The following is a 20,808-nucleotide window of genomic DNA, read 5'->3' as shown; positions in this document are numbered from 1 at the left end:
CTATCCTATCCTGCCCAGCGCCGGAAACACCCGCAGAAACCAGTAGGACAAGGCCGCCAGTTGACCGGTGATCATGGCCAGTCCCATGAAAATCAGGATGACGCCCGCTCCTAGATGGATGACCCGACTCCAGCGCCGAAGCCGTTTCAGGTGCGCCAGGAAATGGTTGATGAACAGGGCGCTCAGCAGGAACGGCACGCCCAGGCCCAGTGAGTAGATGGACAGCAGCGCGATGCCGTCAACCCTGGTGCCGGAGGCGCTGATCGTCAGGATGCTGCCCAGGATCGGGCCGATGCAGGGCGTCCAGCCGAAGGCGAACGCTGCGCCCAGGGCATAGGTGGCCACAGGGCCGAGCCTGGCATTGACACGATGGACCAGGCGTACATCCAGATGCAGCCAGCGCGGGTTGACCAGGCCGGTCATGAACAGGCCGAAGGTGATCACGATGGCGCCGCCGATAAGGTTTGTCTGCTGCTGATAGGTCAGCAGCAGCTTGCTCAGCGCGCTGGCGCTGGCACCCAGTACGACGAACACAGTGGAGAAGCCGAGGACGAAGGTCAGGCTCATGCCGACTACGGCGATACGTTCGCGGCGGTTCTGCATCGATTGCAGTTCGTCCACCGAGCGGCCCGCGATAAACGACAGGTAGCCGGGCACCAGCGGCAGCACGCAGGGGGAAATGAAGGAGATCATCCCGGCGGCAAAGGCGCTCAGGATGCCGATATCGCTTAGCGTCGGCACCGCTCAGCCCCCCTGGGGCGTGCCGATGAGTTCGCGCAGGTACTCGATGACCTCGGGATTGTCCCATTCGGCGGCGCCCAGTTTCCTGCCCAGCTCCCGGCCATGGCGGTCGAGCAGTAGGGTGGCGGGCAGTCCGAAGGCGCCGAGGCTGCCGATGGCCCGGGCACTCTCGTCGATATAGAGCTCGAGGTGCTGGATGCCGATTTCCGCGTAAAAGTCCCGCACCACCTGTTCCCCGTCCGGGTCGAGCGAGAGGGCCAGCACCTGGAAATCGGCGCCGCCGAGTTGCCCCTGCAACCGATCCAGGGTCGGCATCTCCTCACGGCATGGGCCGCACCAGGTGGCCCAGAGGTTGAGCAGGACAATCTGGCCCTTGAAGTCGCTGAGGGTGCGCGGCTTGCCCTGGCTATCGGTAAATTCGACTGCGGCTACGGTCTTCGGCTCGGGCCAGATCGTCAGGTCGGCAGGGGGCGCGGCCGCAGCGGTCTGCAGGAATAGGAGCAGCAGGCTGGCCACGGCCAGGGGCCAAGCCCGGCTTGGCGCCGGGCATTCAAGCGGTGTGAGCGCACTCCGGGTCGGTGTATGCCAGTCCATGCTTTGCCCTCGTCGCGTCATGCCGCGGGGTGCCGGCTGCAGTTGCGCACGACGGTCTTGCCTTCAGTGTAGTCAATTGGCCCCGGGCACTGTTGAGCGGCGGGGCGCGCTTGCCTAGTTCGCCGGATAGTCGGCTACCACCTGGTCGGTGCCCGCCTGGGTCAAGCCAATCACCTGGTAGGCCTGCTGCTTGCCGCCGACCTCCATGCCCGGTGAACCGGCCGGCATGCCCGGCACGGCGATGCCGACCAGGTCGGAACGCTGGCTCAGCTCGATGATCTGCGCCGCCGGCACATGGCCCTCGACGAACTTGCCGTCGATCACCGCCGTGTGGCAGGCGGCCAGGCGGGGTGCCACGCCGAGGCGCTGCTTGACCGCATGCATGTCGGACTCGACATGGTCGATGACCGTGAAGCCGCTGTCTTGCAGATGTGCGACCCACTTCTTGCAGCAACCGCAGTTGGCGTCGCGGTGCACGTCGATGCTCAGTGGCTCGGCGGCCTGGGCCGCGGCGCCGAACAGCAGGGCGGCCAAGGCGCTGGCCTGCATGCTGGCTCGGTACAGGTTGGATTTAGTGGGCATGCACGTGCTCCTTGCCGTCGGCGTGGGTGTGGGTCTTGGTTGCCGGCTTGGGCGCCGCGGCCGCCGGCTGGGCGTCGTGGTGGCTGGCGCCGGGCGTTTCGCCGGCATGGTGGTCGGCGCTGGCCAGTTCAGCGCCATGATGGTCGGCGGCGACATCATGGTGACTGGCGCCGGCCGCCTCGCCAGCGTGATGGTCATCCGCGGCCTCGTCATGATGGCTCATGCCGGCCATCTCACCGGCGTGGTGATCGTCGCCCGGCGTGCCGTGCTGATTCTCATGGTTATGCATGTCGGACTCGCCGCCGCCGTGCTGGTGGCCGCCGCTGGAGGCGACCAGGGTCCGGTACTGCTGGGTATCGAGTTCCGGCAGCTGCTGCAGGAAGGCGACCATGCCCCAGATATAGGGGTCAGCCATGCTCTTGCCCCAGGCCGGCATGCCGGTGGCCTTGATGCCGTGCTTGATGGTCCAGAAGGCGGCCGCCGGGTTGCCGTCGACGCCGATCTCGGCCAGGTTCGGCGGCGCGGGATAGAGCGCCTGGCTCAGTTCGGTAGCGGCGACGCCGGGGGCCAGGTGGCAGCCGATGCACATCGAGTTGTAGTTACCCGCCCCGGCGCGGATCAGCTCCTGATCGTTGAGGTCGGGCACCTGAATGTCCCGCGAGCGCACCTCGATGGAGCGGTCGCGGGCCATGCTCAGGAAGGCGTACACGGCCGGCAGGTGCGGGTCATCGGCGCCGACGTTGACCAGGCCGAAGTAGGCGCCGGCGGTGGCCGCGGCCCCGCCGACCAGGCTCGCGGCGACCAGGGTCTTGACTGTTCTTTTCATCTCAGCTCCTCAGAACCACATCCGGATACCGGCGACCAGGCGCGCCTCGCTGACATCACCGCCTTCTTCGCGCACCAGGTCGGCGGTATTGCCGTAGGCGCGATTCCAGGTGACGCCGATGTAGGGTGCGAACTCACGGCGGATTTCGTAGCGCAGGCGCAGGCCCACTTCGCTGCTGGCCAGGCCGGAGCCTACGCCGCGTTCGTGGTCGTTCCTGCCGTAGAAGTTCAGCTCGGCGGTGGGCTGCAGGATCAGCCGGTTGGTCAGCAGCATGTCGTACTCGCCCTCCAGGCGCAGGGCGCTTTGTCCTTGCTCGCCGACGAAGCCGGTGGCCTCGACTTCCAGGCCGTACAGCGGCATGCCCTGGATGCCGAAGGCACCCCAGGTCTGCGCCGGGCCCGGCTTGAAGTCCTGGCGCAGGCCGCCGACCAGTTCCCACCAGGGGCCGATGGCGTGCCCCCAGAGCGCCTGGAGTTCCGCCTCTTCGGTCATGCCATTGGTGCGCTCACCCTCCGAACGCAGCCACAGGCGGTCGATGTCGCCGCCCACCCAGGCCGAGGCATCCCAGCTGAGCACGCTGCCTTCGTCGGCGTTCTGGTACTCCAGCTGGTCGAACAGCAGGAACCAGCTGAGCATCTTGTCGTGCACGGCATGGCCGGGCAGCGGCGGGAACGCGGCGGCGCGGTCGGCGTCGGTCAGCACCGGGATCGGGGTGCGGCTGCTCGTAGCGGGCGCGCGGCTGCCCTGGTAGGCGCCGCCATGGCCCATGGCCTTATGGTCCATCTGTCCATGGTCCATCTGGCTGTGATCCATGGCGCCATGATCCATTTGCTTCGGGCTCATCTTGCCGGGATCCATGGCACCGTGGTCCATCTGCCCATGGTTCATCTGGCTGTGATCCATGCTGCCGTGGTCCATCTGACCATGGTCCATGGCCTGGGGCTTGGGCGCCGGCTGAGCGCTGCCATGGCCCATCGCTGCGTGGTCCATTTTCGAGTGGTCCATCTGCCCGGCGGCATTGGCCATGCCGGCCACGCCCAGGGCGAGCGCCAGGGCGCCGCCGACCCGTCTTGCTGTATTCAGTGAGCTGTTCATCTCTAGGTTCCCTTACTCGTCCACTCGCACTTCACGGAACATGCCCATTTCCATGTGCAGCAGCAGATGGCAATGGTAGGCCCAGCGGCCCAGGGCGTCGGCGGTGACCCGGTAGCTGCGCTTGGAGCCCGGCGGCATGTCGATGGTGTGTTTGCGCACCCTGAAGTTGCCGTTGTCGTCTTCCAGGTCGCTCCACATGCCGTGCAGGTGGATGGGGTGGGTCATCATGGTGTCGTTGACCAGGGTGATGCGCAGTCGCTCGCCGTACTTGAGGCGCACCGGCTCGGCGTCGGAGAACTTGATGCCGTCGAACGACCAGGCGAACTTCTCCATGTGCCCGGTCAGGTGCAACTCGATGGTACGGCTCGGCTCGCGGCCGTCCGGGTCGGGGAAGGTGCTCTTGAGGTCGGCGTAGGTCAGTACCCGGCGGCCGTTGTCGCGCAGGCCCATGCCCGGGTCATCGAGTTTCGAGGTGGGCATCATGGTCTGCATGTCGACCAGCGGATTGTTCGCCTCCGAGGCCGGATGGGCTTGCATCTGCGCGCTCATGCCGGCCATGGCGCCCATGCCCGCCATCTGGCTGTGGTCCATGGCGCCATGGTCCATTCCGGCCATCTGGCTGTGGTCCATGCCAGCCATGCTGCCGTGATCCATGCCACCCATGCTGCCATGGTCCATGCCCATGTCGTCCATGCCGATCAGCGGGCGTGGGTCGACCTCGGGCACCGGAGCGCTCAGGCCCTCGCGCACGGCCAGGGTGCCGCGGGCATAGCCGGTGCGGTCCATGGACTGGGCGAAGATGGTGTAGGCCTCGGCGCTGGCCGGCTCGACTATCACGTCATAGGTTTCCGCCACGGCGATGCGGAACTCGTCGACGCTGACCGGTTCCACGTGCAGCCCGTCGGCGGCCACCACGGTCATCTTCAGGCCGGGGATGCGCACGTCGAAATAGCTCATGGCCGAGCCGTTGATGAAACGCAGGCGCAGCTTCTCGCCGGGCTTGAACAGGCCGGTCCAGTTGCCATTGGGCGCCTGGCCGTTCATCAGGTAGGTGTAGGTATAACCGCTGACATCGGCCAGGTCGGTGGGGCTCATCTTCATCTCGGCCCACATCTTGCGATCGGCCACGGCCTCGGACCAGCCGTTCTCGCTGACGTCGTCGATGAAGTCGCCGACCGTGCGCTTGTTGAAGTTGTAGTAGTCCGACTGCTTCTTCAGCTTGGCCATCAAGCGATTCGGGTCTTCATCGGTCCAGTCGGTGAGCATCACCACGTAGTCGCGGTCGTACTGGAAGGGTTCCGGCTCCTTGGCGTCGATGATGATCGGTCCATAGACCCCGGCCTGCTCCTGCAGCCCCGAGTGGCTGTGGTACCAGTAGGTGCCGTTCTGCTGCACCTTGAACCGGTACTCGTACATGCCGTTGGGCGCGATGCCGTGGAAGCTCAGGCCCGGCACGCCATCCATGTTGGCCGGCAGGATGATGCCGTGCCAGTGGATCGAAGTGTCTTCGCTCAGGCGATTGCGCACGCGCAGGGTCACGGTGTCGCCTTCGCGCCAGCGCAGGATGGGGCCCGGCAGGCTGCCGTTGATGGTCATCGCGGTGCGGGCCTTGCCGGTGATGTTCACCGGGGTTTCGCCGATGAACAGTTCGAAGTCGGTGCCCGCCAGCATGGTCGGCTGTCCAGGGCTGGTGACGGCCCACACCGGTGTGCGCCACAGGCCCAGTCCGGCCAGCAGGCCGCCGGCGGTCAGGCCTTTGACGAATGTTCGCCTCGAGGTTTTCGCGTGCATGCCGTTTATGTCCAATCTATCGAAGGAAACCAGTGCTGGGCGACCAACCGCCTTATGGCTCGAGGTTGGTGCCGCGTTGGTCAGGGGGCTTCCGACTCCCTGCACGTTTGTCCGCTGACGCCGCCCGGGCGCGCGTCAGCGGGGGTAAAAATTGCCATATTCCAACCTTCAGGGTGATTACATTTCTGTAAGGTTGGCCGACGGGGACCGATCAGCACTTGGCATGTTCGGCCTTTTTCATCTTCATTCCGGTCATCGGCGCTGCGGCCTTTGGCTGCTGGGCTACCTGCGTGGCGACGGTTTCTGTCGACTGCATGCGGGCGAAGGTGCGGTCGCCGCCGCCTTCGGCCATGGCCAGGGAGGAAAGGCTCAGGGCCGCGATGGCGAAGAAGGTTTTCAGCGTGTTCATGTGGGAATCCTCGGTAGCGTCGTTTCGGACCGCCGAGCACGCTGTGCTCGAACGGCGGGGTGAGCTTCAGGCTCGAACCCACCTTAGCCGGCGGCGCCTGTCAGGACGCTGAGATAGAGATTACAGTTCTGTCAGGATGCGTTTTTATTCTTGAAGGGCCACCGCGCGTCTCTGTACTGTCATGCTCGTGCCTCCCTGGCATATCAGGCTGCGATGCCTGGGTTTCTTTCGGTCGGTTCGGCGAGTGCCGCTGCCGACCTCACGCCAAGCACTCAAGAGAGATAACGATATGTCGAGCAAATCCACCGCCGCCACCGGCGCGGCACTGGCACTGGCGGCGGCCAGCCTCTTCAGCACCCTGCCGGCGCAAGCGGCCGAGGAGGCGCAGACCGCCGAAGTGCAGTGCTTCGGCGTCAACGCCTGCAAAGGCCAGAATGACTGCATGACCGCCACCAATGCCTGCAAGGGCCAAGGCGCCTGCAAGGGCCAGGGTTTTCAGCTGATGACCCAGGCCAAGTGTGATGAGGCCGGTGGCAAGGCTGGCGAGTGAAGTCAGGCGGGGGAGTGCTAGTCACTCCCCCGGTCACGGGGCCGAACGGGCAGTCGCCATCCCCTGAACGGCATCCGTTTCAGGCGCTGAGTTGCGTGGGATAGCCCAGGCCTTCGATCACCGCGCGGATGTCCTCCGGGCTCTCGGCGTTCGCCACCTTCACCTTGCCGGCCGCTCGGTCTATTTCGACCTTGGCCTGGCTGTCCAGGGCCTGGATGGCTTTGGTGATCTTGCTGACGCAACTGCCGCAACCCATTCCGGAAACGTCTAGAGCGAACATGGTCTGTCCTCGTGCTGTGTGGCGTCATTGCCACGGCGGCAGCATCGACCCTGACATCATGGCAAGGTCAAGCCCGGTTTCACCGCGCATCAGGGCTGGCCATTCTCTCTCAGGATTTCCAGGGCGCGCGCGAGGCTGGCGCGGGACAGTTCGCCCAGGTGGTTGCCGACCTGGCGGCCCTCGGCGTCGTAGAACAGCGTGGTCGGCAGCGCCATGGAGCCGACCTGCTGGCCGAGGCGCCCGTCGCTGTCGAGCAGTACGTTGCGTAACTGGAGGCCGCCGTGGTCGAGGAAGCGACGGATCTCGCCCGGCCCCTCGCCCTGGTTGACGAACAGGAAGGTCAGTGCCGGCTCCCGGGCTTGGGCCTCGGCCAGGACCGGCATTTCCCGCCGGCACGGCGGACACCAGGTCGCCCAGAGATTGATCACCAGCGGTTTGCCCCGGTAGTCCTGCAGCGCGACCGGGGTGCCATGGCTGTCGCGCAGCGTCAGCGCGGGCAGGCGGGTGCCTTGTTCCAGTGCCTGCCAGGCGAGTGTGCCGATTCCCCAGCTCAGTACCCCGACGGCCAGCGCCACGCCGAGCGGCCTGCGCAGGCCGCGGTCGCGCCAGGCCTGCCAGGCCCCCAACACGAGCGCAGCGAGGACTCCGGGCCAGGCGATGAAGCCGCCGTCACGGATGTCCACGACCTTCCACAGCGCGTCTCGGTAGTGCTCGAGATAGCTCACCACGAACGCCAGGCGGGCGACCAGCAAGGCCATCAGCAACAGCCGGAACACCTGTTGTTCGGGGTTGCGGCCGCTGGCGCGGCCAGCCCACCAGCCGCTCAGCGTCGCCAGCAGCAGGCTGCCGATCAGCAGCAGGTGGGATACGTCCAGGGTCAGCGGACCCAGGTTGACGGTTAACACGCGAGAGCCTCCCGGCTACCTGGCTGATGATTGTGCGCGGGCGCGCGCTGCACGAATTCCCGCGGGGGCGATAGGTAGCGGCGCTAGCTGCCAGGCCGTGAGGGCGTTCAGTCGCCCAGGTTATCCTCTGCCTTGTCTCGGGGCCAGGTAGAGAGCGCCAGGAAATACAGGAGGATCAGGTTGACGAGCGGCACGATCATCAGCAGCCCCAGCCACTGCGAATACCCGGCCTTTTTGAAGATCAGACAGAATGGCAGGATGATCAGGGCGGCAAAGAGCAGCATCATCAAAGGCCCGAGTGGCCACATCGTGGTGTCATGCATCGGTCGTCTCCGGGCTATGGGTTGATACATTAGTCGGGTGCAGGGGCGCCCGGCGTCCTCGATCAGTCGATGGCGACCTGCCGTAGGCGCAGGGCAGGACTCATTCCCTCGGCTCGTGCCTGCTGCTGCCCGATTCGCCATGCCGATGGCGATGACCACCATGATGATGGCCGAACAGGTGCATCAGCGGGCATAGCAGCAGGATCAGGTAGGGCAGAAGCTGCGAAATATGCCCGTAGTGTTCCCGGGCCAGATAGAACAGGGCGATGGCCAGCAGCATCATCAGCACCACGCCGTTTCTGCTTTTCCAGAAAGGCGGCGTGGGGGGATCGGAGCTAGGTGGCGAGTGGGGCATCAGGCGACTCCCGTGGCGAATTGGGCGCGGCAGGCGGCGCTCCGCGAAGGCGGCGAACACTTGGACGCCTCATTCACAGCCTAGACAGTGCCCCTGTCAGGCAGCTGATACGGAGATTACATTTGCGTAAGCTGCTGGTTGGTGTGTCCGATTCGCTGCACACTCGCCGTCTTAGCAACCCGGAAAATCGCCCATGAAAATTCTGGTGGCCGAAGATGAGCCCAAGACCGGTATCTACCTGCAGCAGGGCCTCAGCGAGGCCGGCTTCAGCGTGGACCGGGTGATGAACGGCGCCGAGGCCCTGCAATGTGCCCTCGAACAGCCCTATGACCTGCTGATTCTCGATGTGATGATGCCCGGCCTGGACGGCTGGGAGGTCCTGCGCCTGGTGCGGGCCGCCGGCAAGTCGATGCCGGTGCTGTTCCTCACCGCCCGCGACCGCGTCGAGGACCGGGTGAAGGGGCTCGAACTGGGCGCCGATGACTACCTGATCAAGCCCTTCGCCTTCTCTGAGCTGCTGGCCAGGGTGCGCACGCTGTTGCGTCGCGGCAACAGCGCGCCGAGCCTGGCCAGCCTGCAGGTCGCCGACCTGGAGGTCGACCTGCTCAAGCGCCGGGCCATTCGCGCCGGCAAGCGTATCGAACTGACCGCCAAGGAGTTCGCCCTGCTCGAGCTGCTGTTGCGTCGCCGCGGCGAGGTGCTGCCCAAGTCGCTGATCGCCTCGCAGGTGTGGGACATGAACTTCGACAGCGACACCAATGTCATCGAGGTCGCCGTGCGCCGCCTGCGGGCGAAGATCGACGATGAGTTCGCGGTCAAGCTGATCCATACCGTGCGCGGCATGGGTTATATGCTCGACGAGCCGGAGTCGCGATGAGTCGGCTGTCCCTGACGGCCCGCATGAGCCTGATGTTCATGCTGGCGGTGGCCGCGGTGTTGACTATCGCGGCGCTGAGTTTCAATCGCCTCAGCCAGCATCATTTCGAATTGCTCGATCGTCAGACCCTGGAGGACAAGCTCGCTTCCACCCAGGGCATCCTCCGGGCGGCGCCCGGCGCCGACCTGGCGAAGGCGCGGGGGCAGCTGAATGCGCTGCTGGGCGCGCACCATGATCTGAGCGCGCTGATCCTCGATGGTGATGGCAGCGTGCTGTTCTCCAGTACGGACTCGCTTAGCATCCCGGCACAGTATCGCCGCTATCCCGAGGCCACGCTGTGGGAGTGGCAGGCCGGCAAGCGCATGTACCGCGGCATCACCGCGCCCGTACCGGTAGCGCGCGGTGAGCCGCTGACGGTGCTGCTGGCGCTCGACGTGACCACCCACATGTCGTTCTTCGGCACGTTGCAGCGCTGGTTCTGGTTCGGCCTGGCCATCAGCGCCCTGGTCAGCGCCGGGCTGGGCTGGGTGGTGGCGCGCAGCGGGCTGCGGCCCTTGCGCCGGGTCACCGAGCTGGCGGCATCGATGTCGGCCAAGTCGCTCAATGAGCGCATTCCGCTGGAGCCGGTGCCGCTGGAACTGCAGCAACTGGCGACCTCGTTCAACGCCATGCTGGGCCGGCTGGACGAGGCCTTCGTGCGCCTCTCCAGCTTCTCCGCGGATATCGCCCACGAACTGCGCACGCCGCTGAGCAGCCTGATGACCCACACCGAGGTCATCCTCAGTCGCAAGCGCGACGTCGAAGCCTACGAGGAGAACCTTCATTCCAACCTCGAGGACCTCAGGCGCATGGCGCGGATGATCGACGACATGCTGTTTCTGGCCAAGTCGGACAACGGGCTGATCATCCCGCAGCAGCAGCCGGTCGCCCTCGAGTCCGTGGTGAGCAAGCTGTTCGACTACTACCAGCTGCTGGCCGAGGAACGCGGGATTGCGCTCAGGGTCTCGGGGGCGGCCAGCGTACGTGGCGACGTGCTGATGTTGCACCGCGCCATTTCCAACCTGCTGTCCAACGCCCTGCGCTACACCGCGGAAGGCCAGGCCATCTCGGTGGATATCCGGCAGAGCGATGCGGCCATCGAGCTGGTCGTGGAAAACCCGGGAGAAACCGTTGCGCCGGAACACCTCGAGCGCCTGTTCGACAGGTTCTACCGGGCCGATCCGGCGCGCCGTGAGGGCGGACCGAGCAACGCCGGCCTGGGGCTGGCGATCACCCGCTCGATCGTCGAGGCCCACGGCGGGCGCATCTGGTGCAGCTCGGCGAATGGCAGGACGGCCTTCCACATGGCGTTCGCCCGCTAGCGTTGTCCGGCGGGCCCATGCTCAGGGCGAACTGCAAGCGCTTCTTGAGGGGGCGAATGCTGGCGGGCCCAGTGAGGTCTTCAGGCGATGGCGAGCCGTATCGGTGCCGCCCACCGGTGATGGGCGTCGTCCACTGACAGGCGGGCAAGCCACTCAGAACGTATGGCTGAGCAGCAAGCCACCGCCGGCGTCTGGGCTGGCATCGGAAAACCCCTTGAGCGCGTACAGCTGGACCTTCCAGGCCGGGCTGAGCCTATGGCTCAGGAACAGGGTGATCTCCTGGGTCTCATGGCCTTTGGCCGTCACTTTCTCGCGCCAGTCATAGGCCACGCCCACGGACGTCGCAGGCGCAAGCCTGGTAACGAAGCCGAGCGAGGCATAGAGCGGATCGCGGAAGTCCGTGCCCGCGGGGTCGCCGAACTTCTTCCAGCCCAGGGTGGCGAAACTGCCGATTGCTCCGAAGGTCCGAGCGAGGTCGATCTGGGCCGAGTAGTCGGTCTTGCCGGTACCGAGGCAATGGTCTTCGTCGGCCGTCGGCAGTTTGACCTTGCCGACCAGATCCAGTATCAGCCCGCCGGCCTGACTGCCGTCCAACAGCGCATAGCCGGCGCTGGCGACGGTGTCACCCAGGCCGCTTTCAACGCTGGCGCAGCCCCCCGGCAAGGGCTCGCCATCCGGGCCCACCGAGGGATTGGTGATGCGCAGGTAGGGGATGGTCAATTTGTAGATCAGCGGGCCAGTTTCGTACTTGGCGATCACCGGTACATACCAGGTCTCGCTGGTGGCAGGCGTCCCATAGCGGCCCCGCGAGTAGTCCAGGCCCGTCGTCACCGTGAACGACTCGGCAAGGGCGGGCATGGCCAGGAACACCAGCAAGCCCGGCAGGGTCACTCGAAGGCCGCTCATGTCTACCTCGTTGCTATCGCGATATCGAAGCTCGGATTTAGGTCGCGGCCCGCCCCGACGCAAGCCTCATCGCGTCCGATTACCCCTGCTCCCCGGTGGGCCAAGCGGGAAGACCAGCGCACCCGCTTTAGCTTAGCCGGCTATCGGCATCTCGCTTCAGCTCGGTCCGGAGCGGTCCACCTTGTCGACCCGCTCGGGCCTGTCCATGCGCTCGATCCGCTCCGGTGTGTCATCGCGGTCTATCCGCTCGATCCTTTCGATCCGCTCCGGTGTGTCATCGCGGTCTATCCGTTCGATCCTTTCGATCCGCTCTACCCGCACGCCGTTCTCGAAGATTTCGATCCGCTCCCGGGTTTCCAGGCGGTCGGCGGATTCACGTATCTCGATCCGCTCGCGGCGCTCCAGTTCGCCGGAAGCCGATTCCTCCCGGCGCTCGATCCGCTCCCTCGTCTCGCCTTCGTGGCTGCGCTCGAAGGACTCGCTGACGTCCCGATCCGAGCCCCGGCTCTCGTGCTGTTCGGATTCGCTCGTGGCCGAGCCATGCTCGCCAGAGCCCTGCTGGATGGAGGTGGCGGGGCGCTCAGGGGCGAATTCGATGCGCGCGGCGCGGATGTCCCGATCCGTGCCGAACACGCCGGTCACCCGGATGCGCCGGTCGACCGCCAGGTCGCCGACCTGCCCGCCGGAGTAGGCGGTACTGCGATCCACATAAGCGGTGAAGCCACCGAACTCGATGCGATTGCCCTGTTGCCCGCGCACCAGTCCCTCCACCAGCGCGTTACGCACCCGTCCGGCGAAGGGAGCGCCGGGATCGCGTTGCGTCCTTGCAACATTCAGGCGCTGGCCATCCCAGGTACCGCGCACCAGTACCTCGCCGCTGGGTGCCAGCGGCTTGCTCAGGGCCAGCCCTTGCAGGTTGCCGGCGCGCTCCACGGCGCCGATCGCGCTGACCTGCGCCAGGTTCGGTGCCCGATCGATGCGGCTGGCAACCACTTCGCCCCGGGCATTGCGCAGGCCGCTGACCCGCACCGGCTCGCCGATGCGCAAGCCTGCCGCGACCCGGGCTCCCGGCGCGAGGTGAACCGGTTGCTCCATTACGCGCAGCGAGGCGGCGCCCGCCCGGGCCTCCGTGATCGGGCCTTCATAGGCATGCAGGATGGCGATGCTGCGCGCCCGCAGTCCGTGGGGCGAGGCGCTGGCCTCCACCGCCACCACCTGGCCGATGGCCAATTTGTCGCTGCTGGCGGGAACGCCGTTCTCACTGAGTGGAACCGTGGCGTCGAAGTGCACTTCCACGCCATTGACGCAGATGGAACCAAAGCCGGTGATGGTGCCGACAATGCCCGTGCCGCCCATTCCTCCTTCATCGGCGGGCGCACCGGTGCCGCCGATGCCGCCGGTGGCAACGGCGCCCGTGCCGCCGATGCCGCCCGGGTCGACGCAGGCGGGAGCCGCGCCCAGCGGCGTCGAGGCGAGCAGCAAAGGTCCGCATAGGAAAACGATCGCGTACAGGAGTCGAGAAGCAGTGTTCATGACGAACTGGCCTCGGTCGGGGGGGCGCCTGCCGGCGGGCTGGGTTCAGTGTAGAAATAAAGGCCGATGGTGATGCGCTGTCGGGCGTTCGGGGGCGGTGCGTCCCGCTTCTCCAGCTCGGCGGCCAGCTGGTTGAAGCCGATCAGCAGCTGCATGCCTTCGGCCTGGACGGCTTCGCGCAGTTGGCGAACCGCGGCGGGGGACAGGCTGTCGTAGTGCACGCTGCGCTCGAAGAAGGGCTCCCCGTCTTCGCTCAGGTTATGCACGGCGGCGCAGGCATGGTCGTGCAGGTTGTGCCGGAAATAGGCGGCCTTCTCGTCAAACCCCCTCTTTGGAATGAACGCCTTGGTCTCTAGGTGGACGCGGTCCTGGTCGTCCAAGCGCACGACGCCCAGGCGCAGCCACTCGTCGAGCACGACGCGTGCGCGAATATCCTTGCTGACCTGAGCCACCAGCGCGTCGAACGAGCACTCGCCACCCGTGCTGGCCAGGCGCGCCAGAGGCTGCGGACTGCCGGGTTGCGCGCAGAACGGTGAGTTGTTCAGCCAGACGCTGACCAAGTGGGCGCCAAACGAAATGATCTCGGGCAGCGCCACTTCCGACTCGTGCGCCTTGGCCCGCAGGCGCTTGACATCCTTGCGATGCACCCCGGTCAGCAGGCTGACCCGGCTGTCGGTCGGGGGCTTGTCGTCGAGACGAAACTCGCGCTCGGCAACCTCGACGAAGATCGCCTTGAGCAATTCGGCAAAGCCGCCATAGGTGACCCCGTTCTTCAGCATCAGCCTCACCAATGGGCGCATGACGTGTTGCAGCGCCGGCAACAGGGAAGGAGGCAGAGTGGGCAATCGCATCTACGGCTTACCTTAGGACATTGGTGGGCGGGGAGGCTGTTCTGAGCGCTCGGGCCGCCGTCTCGCTTTCAGATTTTCTGCGCTTGGACCTTCATCGCCTGGAGCCTGTAGCAGTATCGACCCTGGGATGAACGTGTGGCGCTTCTTCATGACGCTTTCCAGATGCGTCCCTCAAGCGTCCGGATGCGCTCTATCAGTGGGCCAGCGTGCTCATTTCCGAGCGCGCTGGCCTTGCCGACCTGCCTCGGCAAGGTCGACATCCGCTGCCTTGAGGCGCCGCCTGGTTCCGCCGGCAAGCGACGACTTCGCCTCTGGCCCGAGGGGCTTAGTTGCTAGTCTGGGCAGCCATTCTCGACGCATTCACCAGGTCTTCGAGTGCTTCTCTGGCTGCATCGGCTGCGTCTTCAGCCGCTTCTCGGGCTGCGTCGGCGGCGTCTTCGGCTGCCTCCCTGGCTGCATCGGCTTCGTCGTCGTCAGGCCCTCTGGCCGCATCTGCCTCAGCCCTGGCAGCGTCCCGGGCTGCATCTGCCTCGGCTTTGGCGGCGTCCCTGACTGCATTTGCCTCGGCTTTGGCAGCATCTCTGGCAGCATCTGCCTCGGCTTCCGGAACGCCAGCCGCTCGGGCAGCGTCCCTGTCCGCGTCTGCGGCATCTCTGGCGGCCTCCCTGGCTGCATCGGCAGCATCTCTGGCCGAGTCTCGGGCTGCGTCTGCGGCGTCTCTGGCCGCATCCCGGACGCCATCGTGGCCATGTCCATGACCGTGGCCATCGCCCGAGCCTCCGTGGCCGCCGCCGCCGCCGCCGCCATGTCCGCCTCCGCCGTGTCCGCCGCTTCCTGAGCCTCCACTGCCGGAGCCGCCGCTGCCGGATCCCCCACCACCACTGCCGCTGCTGCCGCCATCCTTGGCATAGACGCTGGAGAAACCGCCAATGTAGTCGGGTACCAGAACCGTTGATGCCGATAGGACTCCGCCAATGGCCAGAGCCAGTAAACATTTCTTGAGCAGCATGATGAACCTCCGCTTAGCGTTGCCTGGTTACGTCGGTATCGAAGTCAGCAACCAGTTAATTCCCGCCGCCCATCGGGCGGTCAGCCAACCAGCGCGGCCAACTATCTGCAGTGAATGGCAACTGCGGTCTCCGCAAGATCCTTCTGAGCCAGCTAGCATCGTTGTGTGGGAATTTTTCCCACATCACTAGGTTAGACCTGCCAATCCGAGTGTCAACGACCGACTGTCAGGACTCGGCGAGTTTGGAGTTTTTGGTGTCGGTCCGCCGCCGCGGGGGGGGGCGAACTCGGCAACTGGCTTCGAGCCGGCGCGATTTCGCCTGGCCTTGTCGGAAGGGGAGGGATGTAGCAGGGGCGAATCAGGTGCTCGGGGCAAGACCTGGCGCAATAAAAAAGCCGGCTTGTGGCCGGCTTTTAGGGGGGAGTCAGGGCTTATTTTTGGTAAGCCGCGACCGCCTTGTTGATCAGGCCGCGGGCCTCTTCGGCGCCGCCCCAGCCTTCGACCTTGACCCACTTGCCCTTCTCCAGATCCTTGTAGTTCTCGAAGAAGTGCTTGATCTGCTCGATCAGCAGGGCCGGCAGGTCGGTGTATTCCTGAACGTCCTTGTACAGTACGGTCAGCTTGTCGTGGGGTACGGCGACCAGCTTGGCGTCGCCGCCGGCTTCGTCGCTCATGTGCAGTACGCCGACGGGGCGCGCGCGGATCACCGAACCCGGGGCCACCGGGTAGGGGGTGACCACCAGCACGTCGAGCGGGTCACCGTCGTCGGCCAGGGTGTGGGGGATGAAACCGTAGTTGGCCGGGTAGAACATCGGCGTGGCCATGAAACGGTCGACCATCAGGCAGTCGGTCTCGTGGTCGATCTCGTATTTGATCGGCGCGTGGTTGGCCGGGATCTCGATGGCGACGTAGATGTCGTTCGGCAGGTCTTTACCAGCTGGAATCTTGCTGTAGCTCATGGGGCGACTCCCGGGGATGGGCCAAAAAAGTGGCGCGATTATAGGCACATTCCCCGACGCTGGCTATGCCGGGCTGTTTAGCCATTGGTCGCGCCTGGCGTCTCTTTTGGGGGGCTTTGGTAGTCCGGGTGCGCGGCCTGCAAGCGCTGCAGGCGCGCCTGCGGGTCCTGCCGGTAGAAGCGCGCGAGCTGCGCATAGACGGCCGGGAAGGCCTGGTGCAGCAGGTCCGGGGCGCTGAAGAAGTACTCGCTGGCTACCGCGAAGAACTCCGCCGGGTCTTCGGCGGCATAGGGGTCGATGGCCGTGTCGGCCTGCGGGTCGGCATCCAGCTGGGCGTTGAGCCGGTCGTAGGCGCCTTGCATGGCACTGGCCCAGTCCTGGATACGCATGTCGCGGTGCAGTGGCGGCAGGCCGTTGGCGTCGCCGCCGAGCATGTCCAGCTTGTGCGCCAGTTCGTGGATCACCAGGTTGTAGGCGTCCCAGCCGCCGCTGGCCTGCACGCCGGGCCAGGCCAGGATCACCGGGCCGCGCTGCCAGGCCTCGCCGCTGTGTTCGGCGTCCCACTCATGGACCACGCCGCTGGCGTCGCGGTGGCGCTGCGGGCTGACGAAGTCGTCCGGGTACAGCACGATCTCGTGGAAGCCCTGATACCAGTTCAGCTCCTCCAGGTGCAGCAGCGGCAGAACGGCCTGGGCGGCGAGGGCGAGGCGGTCGACTCTGTCCAGCTCGACACCGGGCAGGGCGCTGACGCGCTTGTCGTGCAGGAACAGCACGGCGAGCTCGCACAGGCGCAGGGCTTCCGCCTCGCTCAGGCCGTCGAGAATCGGCAGGCGTTGCAGGACGGCGTCCCAGTGGGCGGGTTTGACCGGATGGCGGGCAAGGATGCGTCGGCGGCGCCAGGCGCGGAATGACCACATGGAGAATCGGCTCGGGGTGGCGAATGGCCCACCTTAAGTGGCGCCCGCCTGGTCGGCAAGCCGTGGCGAACCGGCACAAAGGCTGCAGCGTACCGGGCAGTGACGACCGCGAGGAGGACTGGCGATGTCGATAGAACGTCTGGATCATCCCGCCGCGAGCCTGTTGCACGGCCACGGCATCGACCTGCCGGGCCAGGCGGCGCGGGTGCGGGCGATGTGGCTGGGCGGGCGCGAGGGGCGCGCACCGGTGCTGCTGGTGGCCTTGCTCTGGGCGCGCGAGTGCGCCGATGTGGTGCAGAGCCTGGAGCACCATCTGGATGCGCTGTTCGCCGATTTTCGCTGCACGCCGCAAGGCTGGAGCGAGGCGCAGGCGGCGCGGCAGGTGCTGGCGGCGCTCAACCAGCAGCTGTTTCGCCGGCAGCGCAGCGGCCAGCCGATTCCCCAGCTCAATGCCGGGCTGCTGTTGCTGCAAGAAGGCGATGCGCAGTTCCTCCAGGTCGGGGCCATTGGCCTGCTGCGCTATCACAATGGCGTGTTGCACAGGCTGGCCGGGCGCGACGGGATGCAGCTGGGCATGCAGGCCGAACTGGCGCTGGTGCAGCACAGTCTGGCGCTGGGGCCGGGCCAGACACTGTTGCTGGCGCCGCAGCCGCTGCTTGCAGTGAGCAACCTGCAGGGCTTTCGCGACGATTGTGCGACGCTGTCCGGCGAGCAGCTGGCGGCCCAGCTGGCGCCTTGGCTGCGTGCGCCCGGGGCGGCCATGCTGCTGCGGGCCGGTGCGGCGGCAAGCCTGCCGCCGGCGACTGCCCGGGAGCAGTGGCCGGTGCCGCTGGTGACGGTCGGCATGCAGCTCGATGGCTGGACGCTGCTCGAGGCCTGTGCCTTCGGTCCGCCCGGCCGGCTGTTCCGTGCCCGCGAGGAAGGGGGGCGCGAGGCCCTGCTGTGGCTCGCCGAGCAGGCGGCCGATGAGGCGTTCTGGCAGCGCGAATGGGCGCTGCGGCGCAGTCCGGTGGCCAGCCTGCCGCAGGTGCTGTCGCCGCGCCGCCCGCGCCGGCATGCCTTCCTCGTGTTCGAGGCGCCGCCGCCTGGCCTGTGCAGCCTGACGGACTGGATCGCCGCCCATGGTCGCCCGGACGCGGTGGCCCTGCTGGCGCTGCTCGACCCGCTGATCGCCGCGGTGCGGGCCTTGCAGCGTCGCGGCATGCAGGGGTTGTGGCTGGACCCGCGAAGCATCCTGGTCGATGCCCTGGGGCAGGTGCTGCTATTGCCGGAGCAGGCGGCGCTGTTGCCTGGGGTGCCGCGCCAGCGTTTGCCGGCGGACGTGGTGCCGCTGGCCCCGGAGCTGCGCGGTGCGGGGCCGGCCGATGGGCGTGCCGATCAATTCGCCTTGGCTGCGCTGGTCTATTGGCTGCTGGGCGGTCGCTGGCCGGAGATGGCCCGTGTCGGCGCGGGCCGGGCTACAGCCTATGTGCCCCTGGCGAGCTTCGTCGCCGGCCTGCCGACGGGCTGGGATGGCGTGCTGGCCCGGGCCCTGGCGCCGCAGCCGGCGGCGCGCTTCACGGCCCTGTCGGAGTTGCGCCAGGCCTTGCAGCAACCGCTGCAGCAGGCGAATCCAGCGCGGGTCAGAACGCCCAGGCGGGGCTGGCGCCTGGCCTTGCTGGGGGCGCTGGTGCTGCAACTGGGGCTTGGGTTGTGGCTTAGCCTGCTGGGCGGGTAGACAGGCGCGCGGGCCTGCAGCCGCATCCCTGCGGCACATATAGGCGAGGTTGACGCAGGTGAATCAGTCGCCGTTGATCGGCAGCACGTAGCTCTTGAACTGGCTGTCTTCGCGGAAGCCGATGGACTCGTAGACCTTCTGCGCGACCTGGTTGTCGCTGCTGGTAGCGACGCGCATGCGCACCGCGTTGGTCTCCTTGGCCATTTTCTTGGCGGTCTGCAGCAGTCGGTCGGCGACCAGTTGGCGGCGGGCATCCTCGGCGACATAGATGTCGTTGAGAATCCACACGCGCTTGAGCGATAGCGAAGAGTAGCTCGGGTAGAGCTGGCAGAAACCGAGCAGGCGGTCGTCATCGTCGGCCAGGGCCAGGTAGATCACCGACTCCTGCCGGCGCAGGCGGGTTTCCAGGAACTTGCGCGAGGAATCCGGGTAGGGCAATTCGCCGTAGAACTCGCGGTACTTTACGAACAGCGGGGTCAGCAGGTCCAGATGCTCCAGCGTGGCAGGGACTATGCGCATGGCGGCCTCGACGTTATTGGGTGGGCGGATACGGCAATGCAGGTGCGATGCCAGCAAACGTCGCGATGCTGCCTAAGGCTTTTTGAAAGCGCAATCCAAGCAAGCGTTTGATTTATCCGCCGAACAGGCGGCCATAAGCGCCGGCCGGGTGGCAGGCCGCCTCTCGCGGCGCCATGACCGCCGTTCGTTGCTGTCCGTTGCAGGGATTTTCGCTTGCCTGGCGGTGCGCGGCGACCTTTCTCGCCCGGCGGTGGTCTCAGCTGCGCGGCTGAGGGCAGGCCGCGCCAGCAGCCGCTGTGCTAACCTGCGGCGAGTTTCTACCGGGTCTGATCGGGCCCGTTTCAGGGGGGATTCATGCATATCCATATTCTCGGCATCTGCGGCACCTTCATGGGGTCGCTGGCCGTCCTGGCCAAGGAACTGGGCCACCGGGTCACAGGTTCCGACGCCAACGTCTACCCGCCGATGAGCACCCAGCTCGAGGCCCAGGGCATCGAGCTGACCCAGGGCTACGATCCGGCGCAACTTGACCCCGCGCCGGACCTGGTGGTGATCGGCAATGCCCTGTCGCGCGGCAACCCGGCGGTGGAACAGGTGCTGAACCAGGGCCTGCCCTATGTCAGCGGCCCGCAGTGGCTGGCCGACCATGTGCTGCAGGGCCGCTGGGTGCTGGCGGTGGCCGGCACCCACGGCAAGACCAGCAGCTCGAGCATGCTGGCCTGGGTGCTGGAGCATGCCGGCATGAGCCCGGGGTTCCTGATCGGTGGGGTGCCGCAGAACTTCGGCGTGTCGGCGCGCCTGGGCGGCACGCCGTTCTTCGTGGTCGAGGCCGACGAGTACGACAGCGCCTTCTTCGACAAGCGCAGCAAGTTCGTCCACTACCGCCCGCGCACCGCCATCCTCAACAACCTGGAGTTCGATCACGCGGACATCTTCCCCGACCTGGCGGCTATCGAGCGGCAGTTCCACCACCTGGTACGGACCATCCCCGGTGACGGCCTGATCATCCACCCCACCCGCGAGCCGGCGCTCGAGCGGGTGATCGAGATGGGCTGCTGGACGAAGGTCGAGACCACCGGCGAAGGCGGGCAGTGGCAGGCGCGCCTGCTCAGCGAGGACGCCTCGCGCTTCGAGGTGCTGTTCGAGGGCAAGCCGGCCGGGACGGTCGATTGGCCGCTGACCGGCCGGCACAACGTCGCCAATGCCCTGGCGGTGCTTGCCGCGGCGCGCCACGTCGGGGTGCTGCCGGAGCTGGGCTGCGCCGCCCTGTGCCAGTTCAAGAACGCCAAGCGGCGCATGGAGAAGGTCGCCGAGGTCCGTGGCGTGACCATCTATGACGACTTCGCCCACCACCCCACGGCGATCGCCACCACCCTCGATGGCCTGCGCAAGCGCATCGGCGACAGCAAGCTGATCGCCATCATCGAGCCGCGCTCCAACTCGATGAAGCTCGGCGCCCACCGCGACGGCCTGCCGGCCTCGGTGGTGCAGGCCGATGCAGTGTACTGGTACGCGCCGGCCAATCTTGGCTGGGACCTGGCGGCAACCGTGGCCGCGAGCACTGTGCCGACCCGGGTGTGCGACTCGCTGGAGGCGATCATCGATGGGGTCAAGGCCGAGGCGGCCCCTGGCACCCAGGTGGTGGTCATGAGCAACGGCGGCTTCGGCGGTCTGCACGGCAAGCTGGCCGCGGCACTGGAGAACTAGG

23 protein-coding genes are annotated in these 20,808 nt (G+C 66.6%); 5 read left to right on the top strand and 18 right to left on the bottom strand.

Annotated elements, in window-relative coordinates:
• The 7 genes from ACSX1D_RS18280 to ACSX1D_RS18250 form a co-directional block, all read right to left on the bottom strand.
• Positions 1 to 741, bottom strand: a complete 741-nt coding sequence (locus ACSX1D_RS18280) for a cytochrome c biogenesis CcdA family protein (RefSeq protein WP_439859861.1) — start codon at positions 739 to 741, stop codon at positions 1 to 3.
• A gap of 3 nt (positions 742 to 744) precedes the next feature.
• The gene (locus ACSX1D_RS18275; protein WP_439859860.1) at positions 745 to 1,257 is read right to left on the bottom strand and encodes a TlpA family protein disulfide reductase; all 513 of its coding nucleotides are present in this window, start codon (positions 1,255 to 1,257) and stop codon (positions 745 to 747) included.
• 192 nt (positions 1,258 to 1,449) lie between these two features.
• Positions 1,450 to 1,884, bottom strand: coding sequence for a DUF411 domain-containing protein (locus tag ACSX1D_RS18270; RefSeq protein WP_439862364.1), 435 nt, complete (start codon positions 1,882 to 1,884; stop codon positions 1,450 to 1,452).
• 22 nt (positions 1,885 to 1,906) lie between these two features.
• Positions 1,907 to 2,743 carry a c-type cytochrome gene (locus tag ACSX1D_RS18265; protein WP_439859859.1) on the bottom strand — a complete coding sequence of 279 codons (837 nt, stop codon included), beginning with the start codon at positions 2,741 to 2,743 and terminating at the stop codon, positions 1,907 to 1,909.
• A gap of 9 nt (positions 2,744 to 2,752) precedes the next feature.
• Positions 2,753 to 3,838, bottom strand: coding sequence for a copper resistance protein B (locus ACSX1D_RS18260; RefSeq protein WP_439859858.1), 1,086 nt, complete (start codon positions 3,836 to 3,838; stop codon positions 2,753 to 2,755).
• Between the two features lie 12 nt (positions 3,839 to 3,850).
• Positions 3,851 to 5,629: a copper resistance system multicopper oxidase gene (locus tag ACSX1D_RS18255; RefSeq protein WP_439859857.1), complete on the bottom strand. Its 1,779-nt coding sequence runs from the start codon at positions 5,627 to 5,629 to the stop codon at positions 3,851 to 3,853.
• Positions 5,630 to 5,840: 211 nt separating this feature from the next.
• The gene (locus ACSX1D_RS18250; RefSeq protein ID WP_439859856.1) at positions 5,841 to 6,038 is read right to left on the bottom strand and encodes a co-regulatory protein PtrA N-terminal domain-containing protein; all 198 of its coding nucleotides are present in this window, start codon (positions 6,036 to 6,038) and stop codon (positions 5,841 to 5,843) included.
• Positions 6,039 to 6,327: 289 nt separating this feature from the next.
• Between ACSX1D_RS18250 and bufA2 the strand changes: the two genes are divergently transcribed.
• On the top strand, positions 6,328 to 6,588 hold the full coding sequence (bufA2, locus tag ACSX1D_RS18245) for a BufA2 family periplasmic bufferin-type metallophore (RefSeq protein WP_439859855.1): 261 nt from the start codon (positions 6,328 to 6,330) through the stop codon (positions 6,586 to 6,588).
• A 79-nt stretch (positions 6,589 to 6,667) separates the two neighbouring features.
• On the opposite strand, the gene ACSX1D_RS18240 is transcribed toward bufA2, so the two are convergent.
• From ACSX1D_RS18240 to ACSX1D_RS18225, 4 genes are all read right to left on the bottom strand, one after another.
• Complete coding sequence (locus tag ACSX1D_RS18240) at positions 6,668 to 6,868, bottom strand: heavy-metal-associated domain-containing protein (RefSeq protein ID WP_439859854.1); 201 nt, start codon at positions 6,866 to 6,868, stop codon at positions 6,668 to 6,670.
• A gap of 89 nt (positions 6,869 to 6,957) precedes the next feature.
• The gene (locus ACSX1D_RS18235) at positions 6,958 to 7,773 is read right to left on the bottom strand and encodes a redoxin family protein (protein WP_439859853.1); all 816 of its coding nucleotides are present in this window, start codon (positions 7,771 to 7,773) and stop codon (positions 6,958 to 6,960) included.
• A 107-nt stretch (positions 7,774 to 7,880) separates the two neighbouring features.
• Positions 7,881 to 8,096 carry a hypothetical protein gene (locus tag ACSX1D_RS18230; RefSeq protein WP_439859852.1) on the bottom strand — a complete coding sequence of 72 codons (216 nt, stop codon included), beginning with the start codon at positions 8,094 to 8,096 and terminating at the stop codon, positions 7,881 to 7,883.
• A gap of 100 nt (positions 8,097 to 8,196) precedes the next feature.
• Complete coding sequence (locus tag ACSX1D_RS18225) at positions 8,197 to 8,451, bottom strand: DUF2933 domain-containing protein (RefSeq protein WP_439862363.1); 255 nt, start codon at positions 8,449 to 8,451, stop codon at positions 8,197 to 8,199.
• A 193-nt stretch (positions 8,452 to 8,644) separates the two neighbouring features.
• Between ACSX1D_RS18225 and ACSX1D_RS18220 the strand changes: the two genes are divergently transcribed.
• Both ACSX1D_RS18220 and ACSX1D_RS18215 read left to right on the top strand, forming a co-directional pair.
• Positions 8,645 to 9,328 (top strand): heavy metal response regulator transcription factor, encoded by a 684-nt coding sequence (locus ACSX1D_RS18220; protein ID WP_439859851.1) that lies wholly within the window; start codon positions 8,645 to 8,647, stop codon positions 9,326 to 9,328.
• Positions 9,325 to 10,689 carry a heavy metal sensor histidine kinase gene (locus ACSX1D_RS18215; protein WP_439859850.1) on the top strand — a complete coding sequence of 455 codons (1,365 nt, stop codon included), beginning with the start codon at positions 9,325 to 9,327 and terminating at the stop codon, positions 10,687 to 10,689. The genes ACSX1D_RS18220 and ACSX1D_RS18215 overlap by 4 nt, the downstream gene beginning before the upstream one ends.
• Positions 10,690 to 10,842: 153 nt before the next feature.
• Here the strand turns inward: ACSX1D_RS18215 and ACSX1D_RS18210 are convergent, their stop codons facing one another.
• From ACSX1D_RS18210 to ACSX1D_RS18185, 6 genes are all read right to left on the bottom strand, one after another.
• On the bottom strand, positions 10,843 to 11,595 hold the full coding sequence (locus ACSX1D_RS18210; protein WP_439859849.1) for a hypothetical protein: 753 nt from the start codon (positions 11,593 to 11,595) through the stop codon (positions 10,843 to 10,845).
• A gap of 156 nt (positions 11,596 to 11,751) precedes the next feature.
• Entirely contained in the window at positions 11,752 to 13,128 is a 1,377-nt protein-coding gene (locus ACSX1D_RS18205; protein WP_439859848.1) for a DUF5666 domain-containing protein, read from the bottom strand.
• The gene (locus ACSX1D_RS18200) at positions 13,125 to 13,979 is read right to left on the bottom strand and encodes a DUF6502 family protein (protein WP_439859847.1); all 855 of its coding nucleotides are present in this window, start codon (positions 13,977 to 13,979) and stop codon (positions 13,125 to 13,127) included. The genes ACSX1D_RS18205 and ACSX1D_RS18200 overlap by 4 nt, the downstream gene beginning before the upstream one ends.
• Positions 13,980 to 14,304: 325 nt before the next feature.
• Positions 14,305 to 14,988 (bottom strand): hypothetical protein, encoded by a 684-nt coding sequence (locus ACSX1D_RS18195; protein ID WP_439859846.1) that lies wholly within the window; start codon positions 14,986 to 14,988, stop codon positions 14,305 to 14,307.
• A gap of 431 nt (positions 14,989 to 15,419) precedes the next feature.
• The gene (gene ppa / locus ACSX1D_RS18190; protein ID WP_439859845.1) at positions 15,420 to 15,947 is read right to left on the bottom strand and encodes an inorganic diphosphatase; all 528 of its coding nucleotides are present in this window, start codon (positions 15,945 to 15,947) and stop codon (positions 15,420 to 15,422) included.
• A gap of 77 nt (positions 15,948 to 16,024) precedes the next feature.
• Positions 16,025 to 16,864, bottom strand: coding sequence for a zinc-dependent peptidase (locus ACSX1D_RS18185; RefSeq protein WP_439859844.1), 840 nt, complete (start codon positions 16,862 to 16,864; stop codon positions 16,025 to 16,027).
• Between the two features lie 124 nt (positions 16,865 to 16,988).
• Between ACSX1D_RS18185 and ACSX1D_RS18180 the strand changes: the two genes are divergently transcribed.
• Positions 16,989 to 18,581: a protein kinase gene (locus ACSX1D_RS18180; RefSeq protein WP_439859843.1), complete on the top strand. Its 1,593-nt coding sequence runs from the start codon at positions 16,989 to 16,991 to the stop codon at positions 18,579 to 18,581.
• A gap of 63 nt (positions 18,582 to 18,644) precedes the next feature.
• On the opposite strand, the gene ACSX1D_RS18175 is transcribed toward ACSX1D_RS18180, so the two are convergent.
• Positions 18,645 to 19,100, bottom strand: a complete 456-nt coding sequence (locus ACSX1D_RS18175; protein WP_439859842.1) for a GNAT family N-acetyltransferase — start codon at positions 19,098 to 19,100, stop codon at positions 18,645 to 18,647.
• A 354-nt stretch (positions 19,101 to 19,454) separates the two neighbouring features.
• Here ACSX1D_RS18175 and mpl point away from each other — a divergent pair, with 354 nt between their 5' ends.
• Positions 19,455 to 20,807 (top strand): UDP-N-acetylmuramate:L-alanyl-gamma-D-glutamyl-meso-diaminopimelate ligase, encoded by a 1,353-nt coding sequence (mpl, locus tag ACSX1D_RS18170; protein ID WP_439859841.1) that lies wholly within the window; start codon positions 19,455 to 19,457, stop codon positions 20,805 to 20,807.
• Position 20,808 lies beyond the last annotated feature (1 nt).

Origin of the sequence: Pseudomonas sp. MBLB4136 (assembly GCF_051904765.1) — a bacterium.
GTDB lineage: Bacteria > Pseudomonadota > Gammaproteobacteria > Pseudomonadales > Pseudomonadaceae > Aquipseudomonas.
The sequence above is the reverse complement of the archived record's forward strand: the minus strand, read 5'-3'. Positions and strand labels throughout refer to the sequence as shown.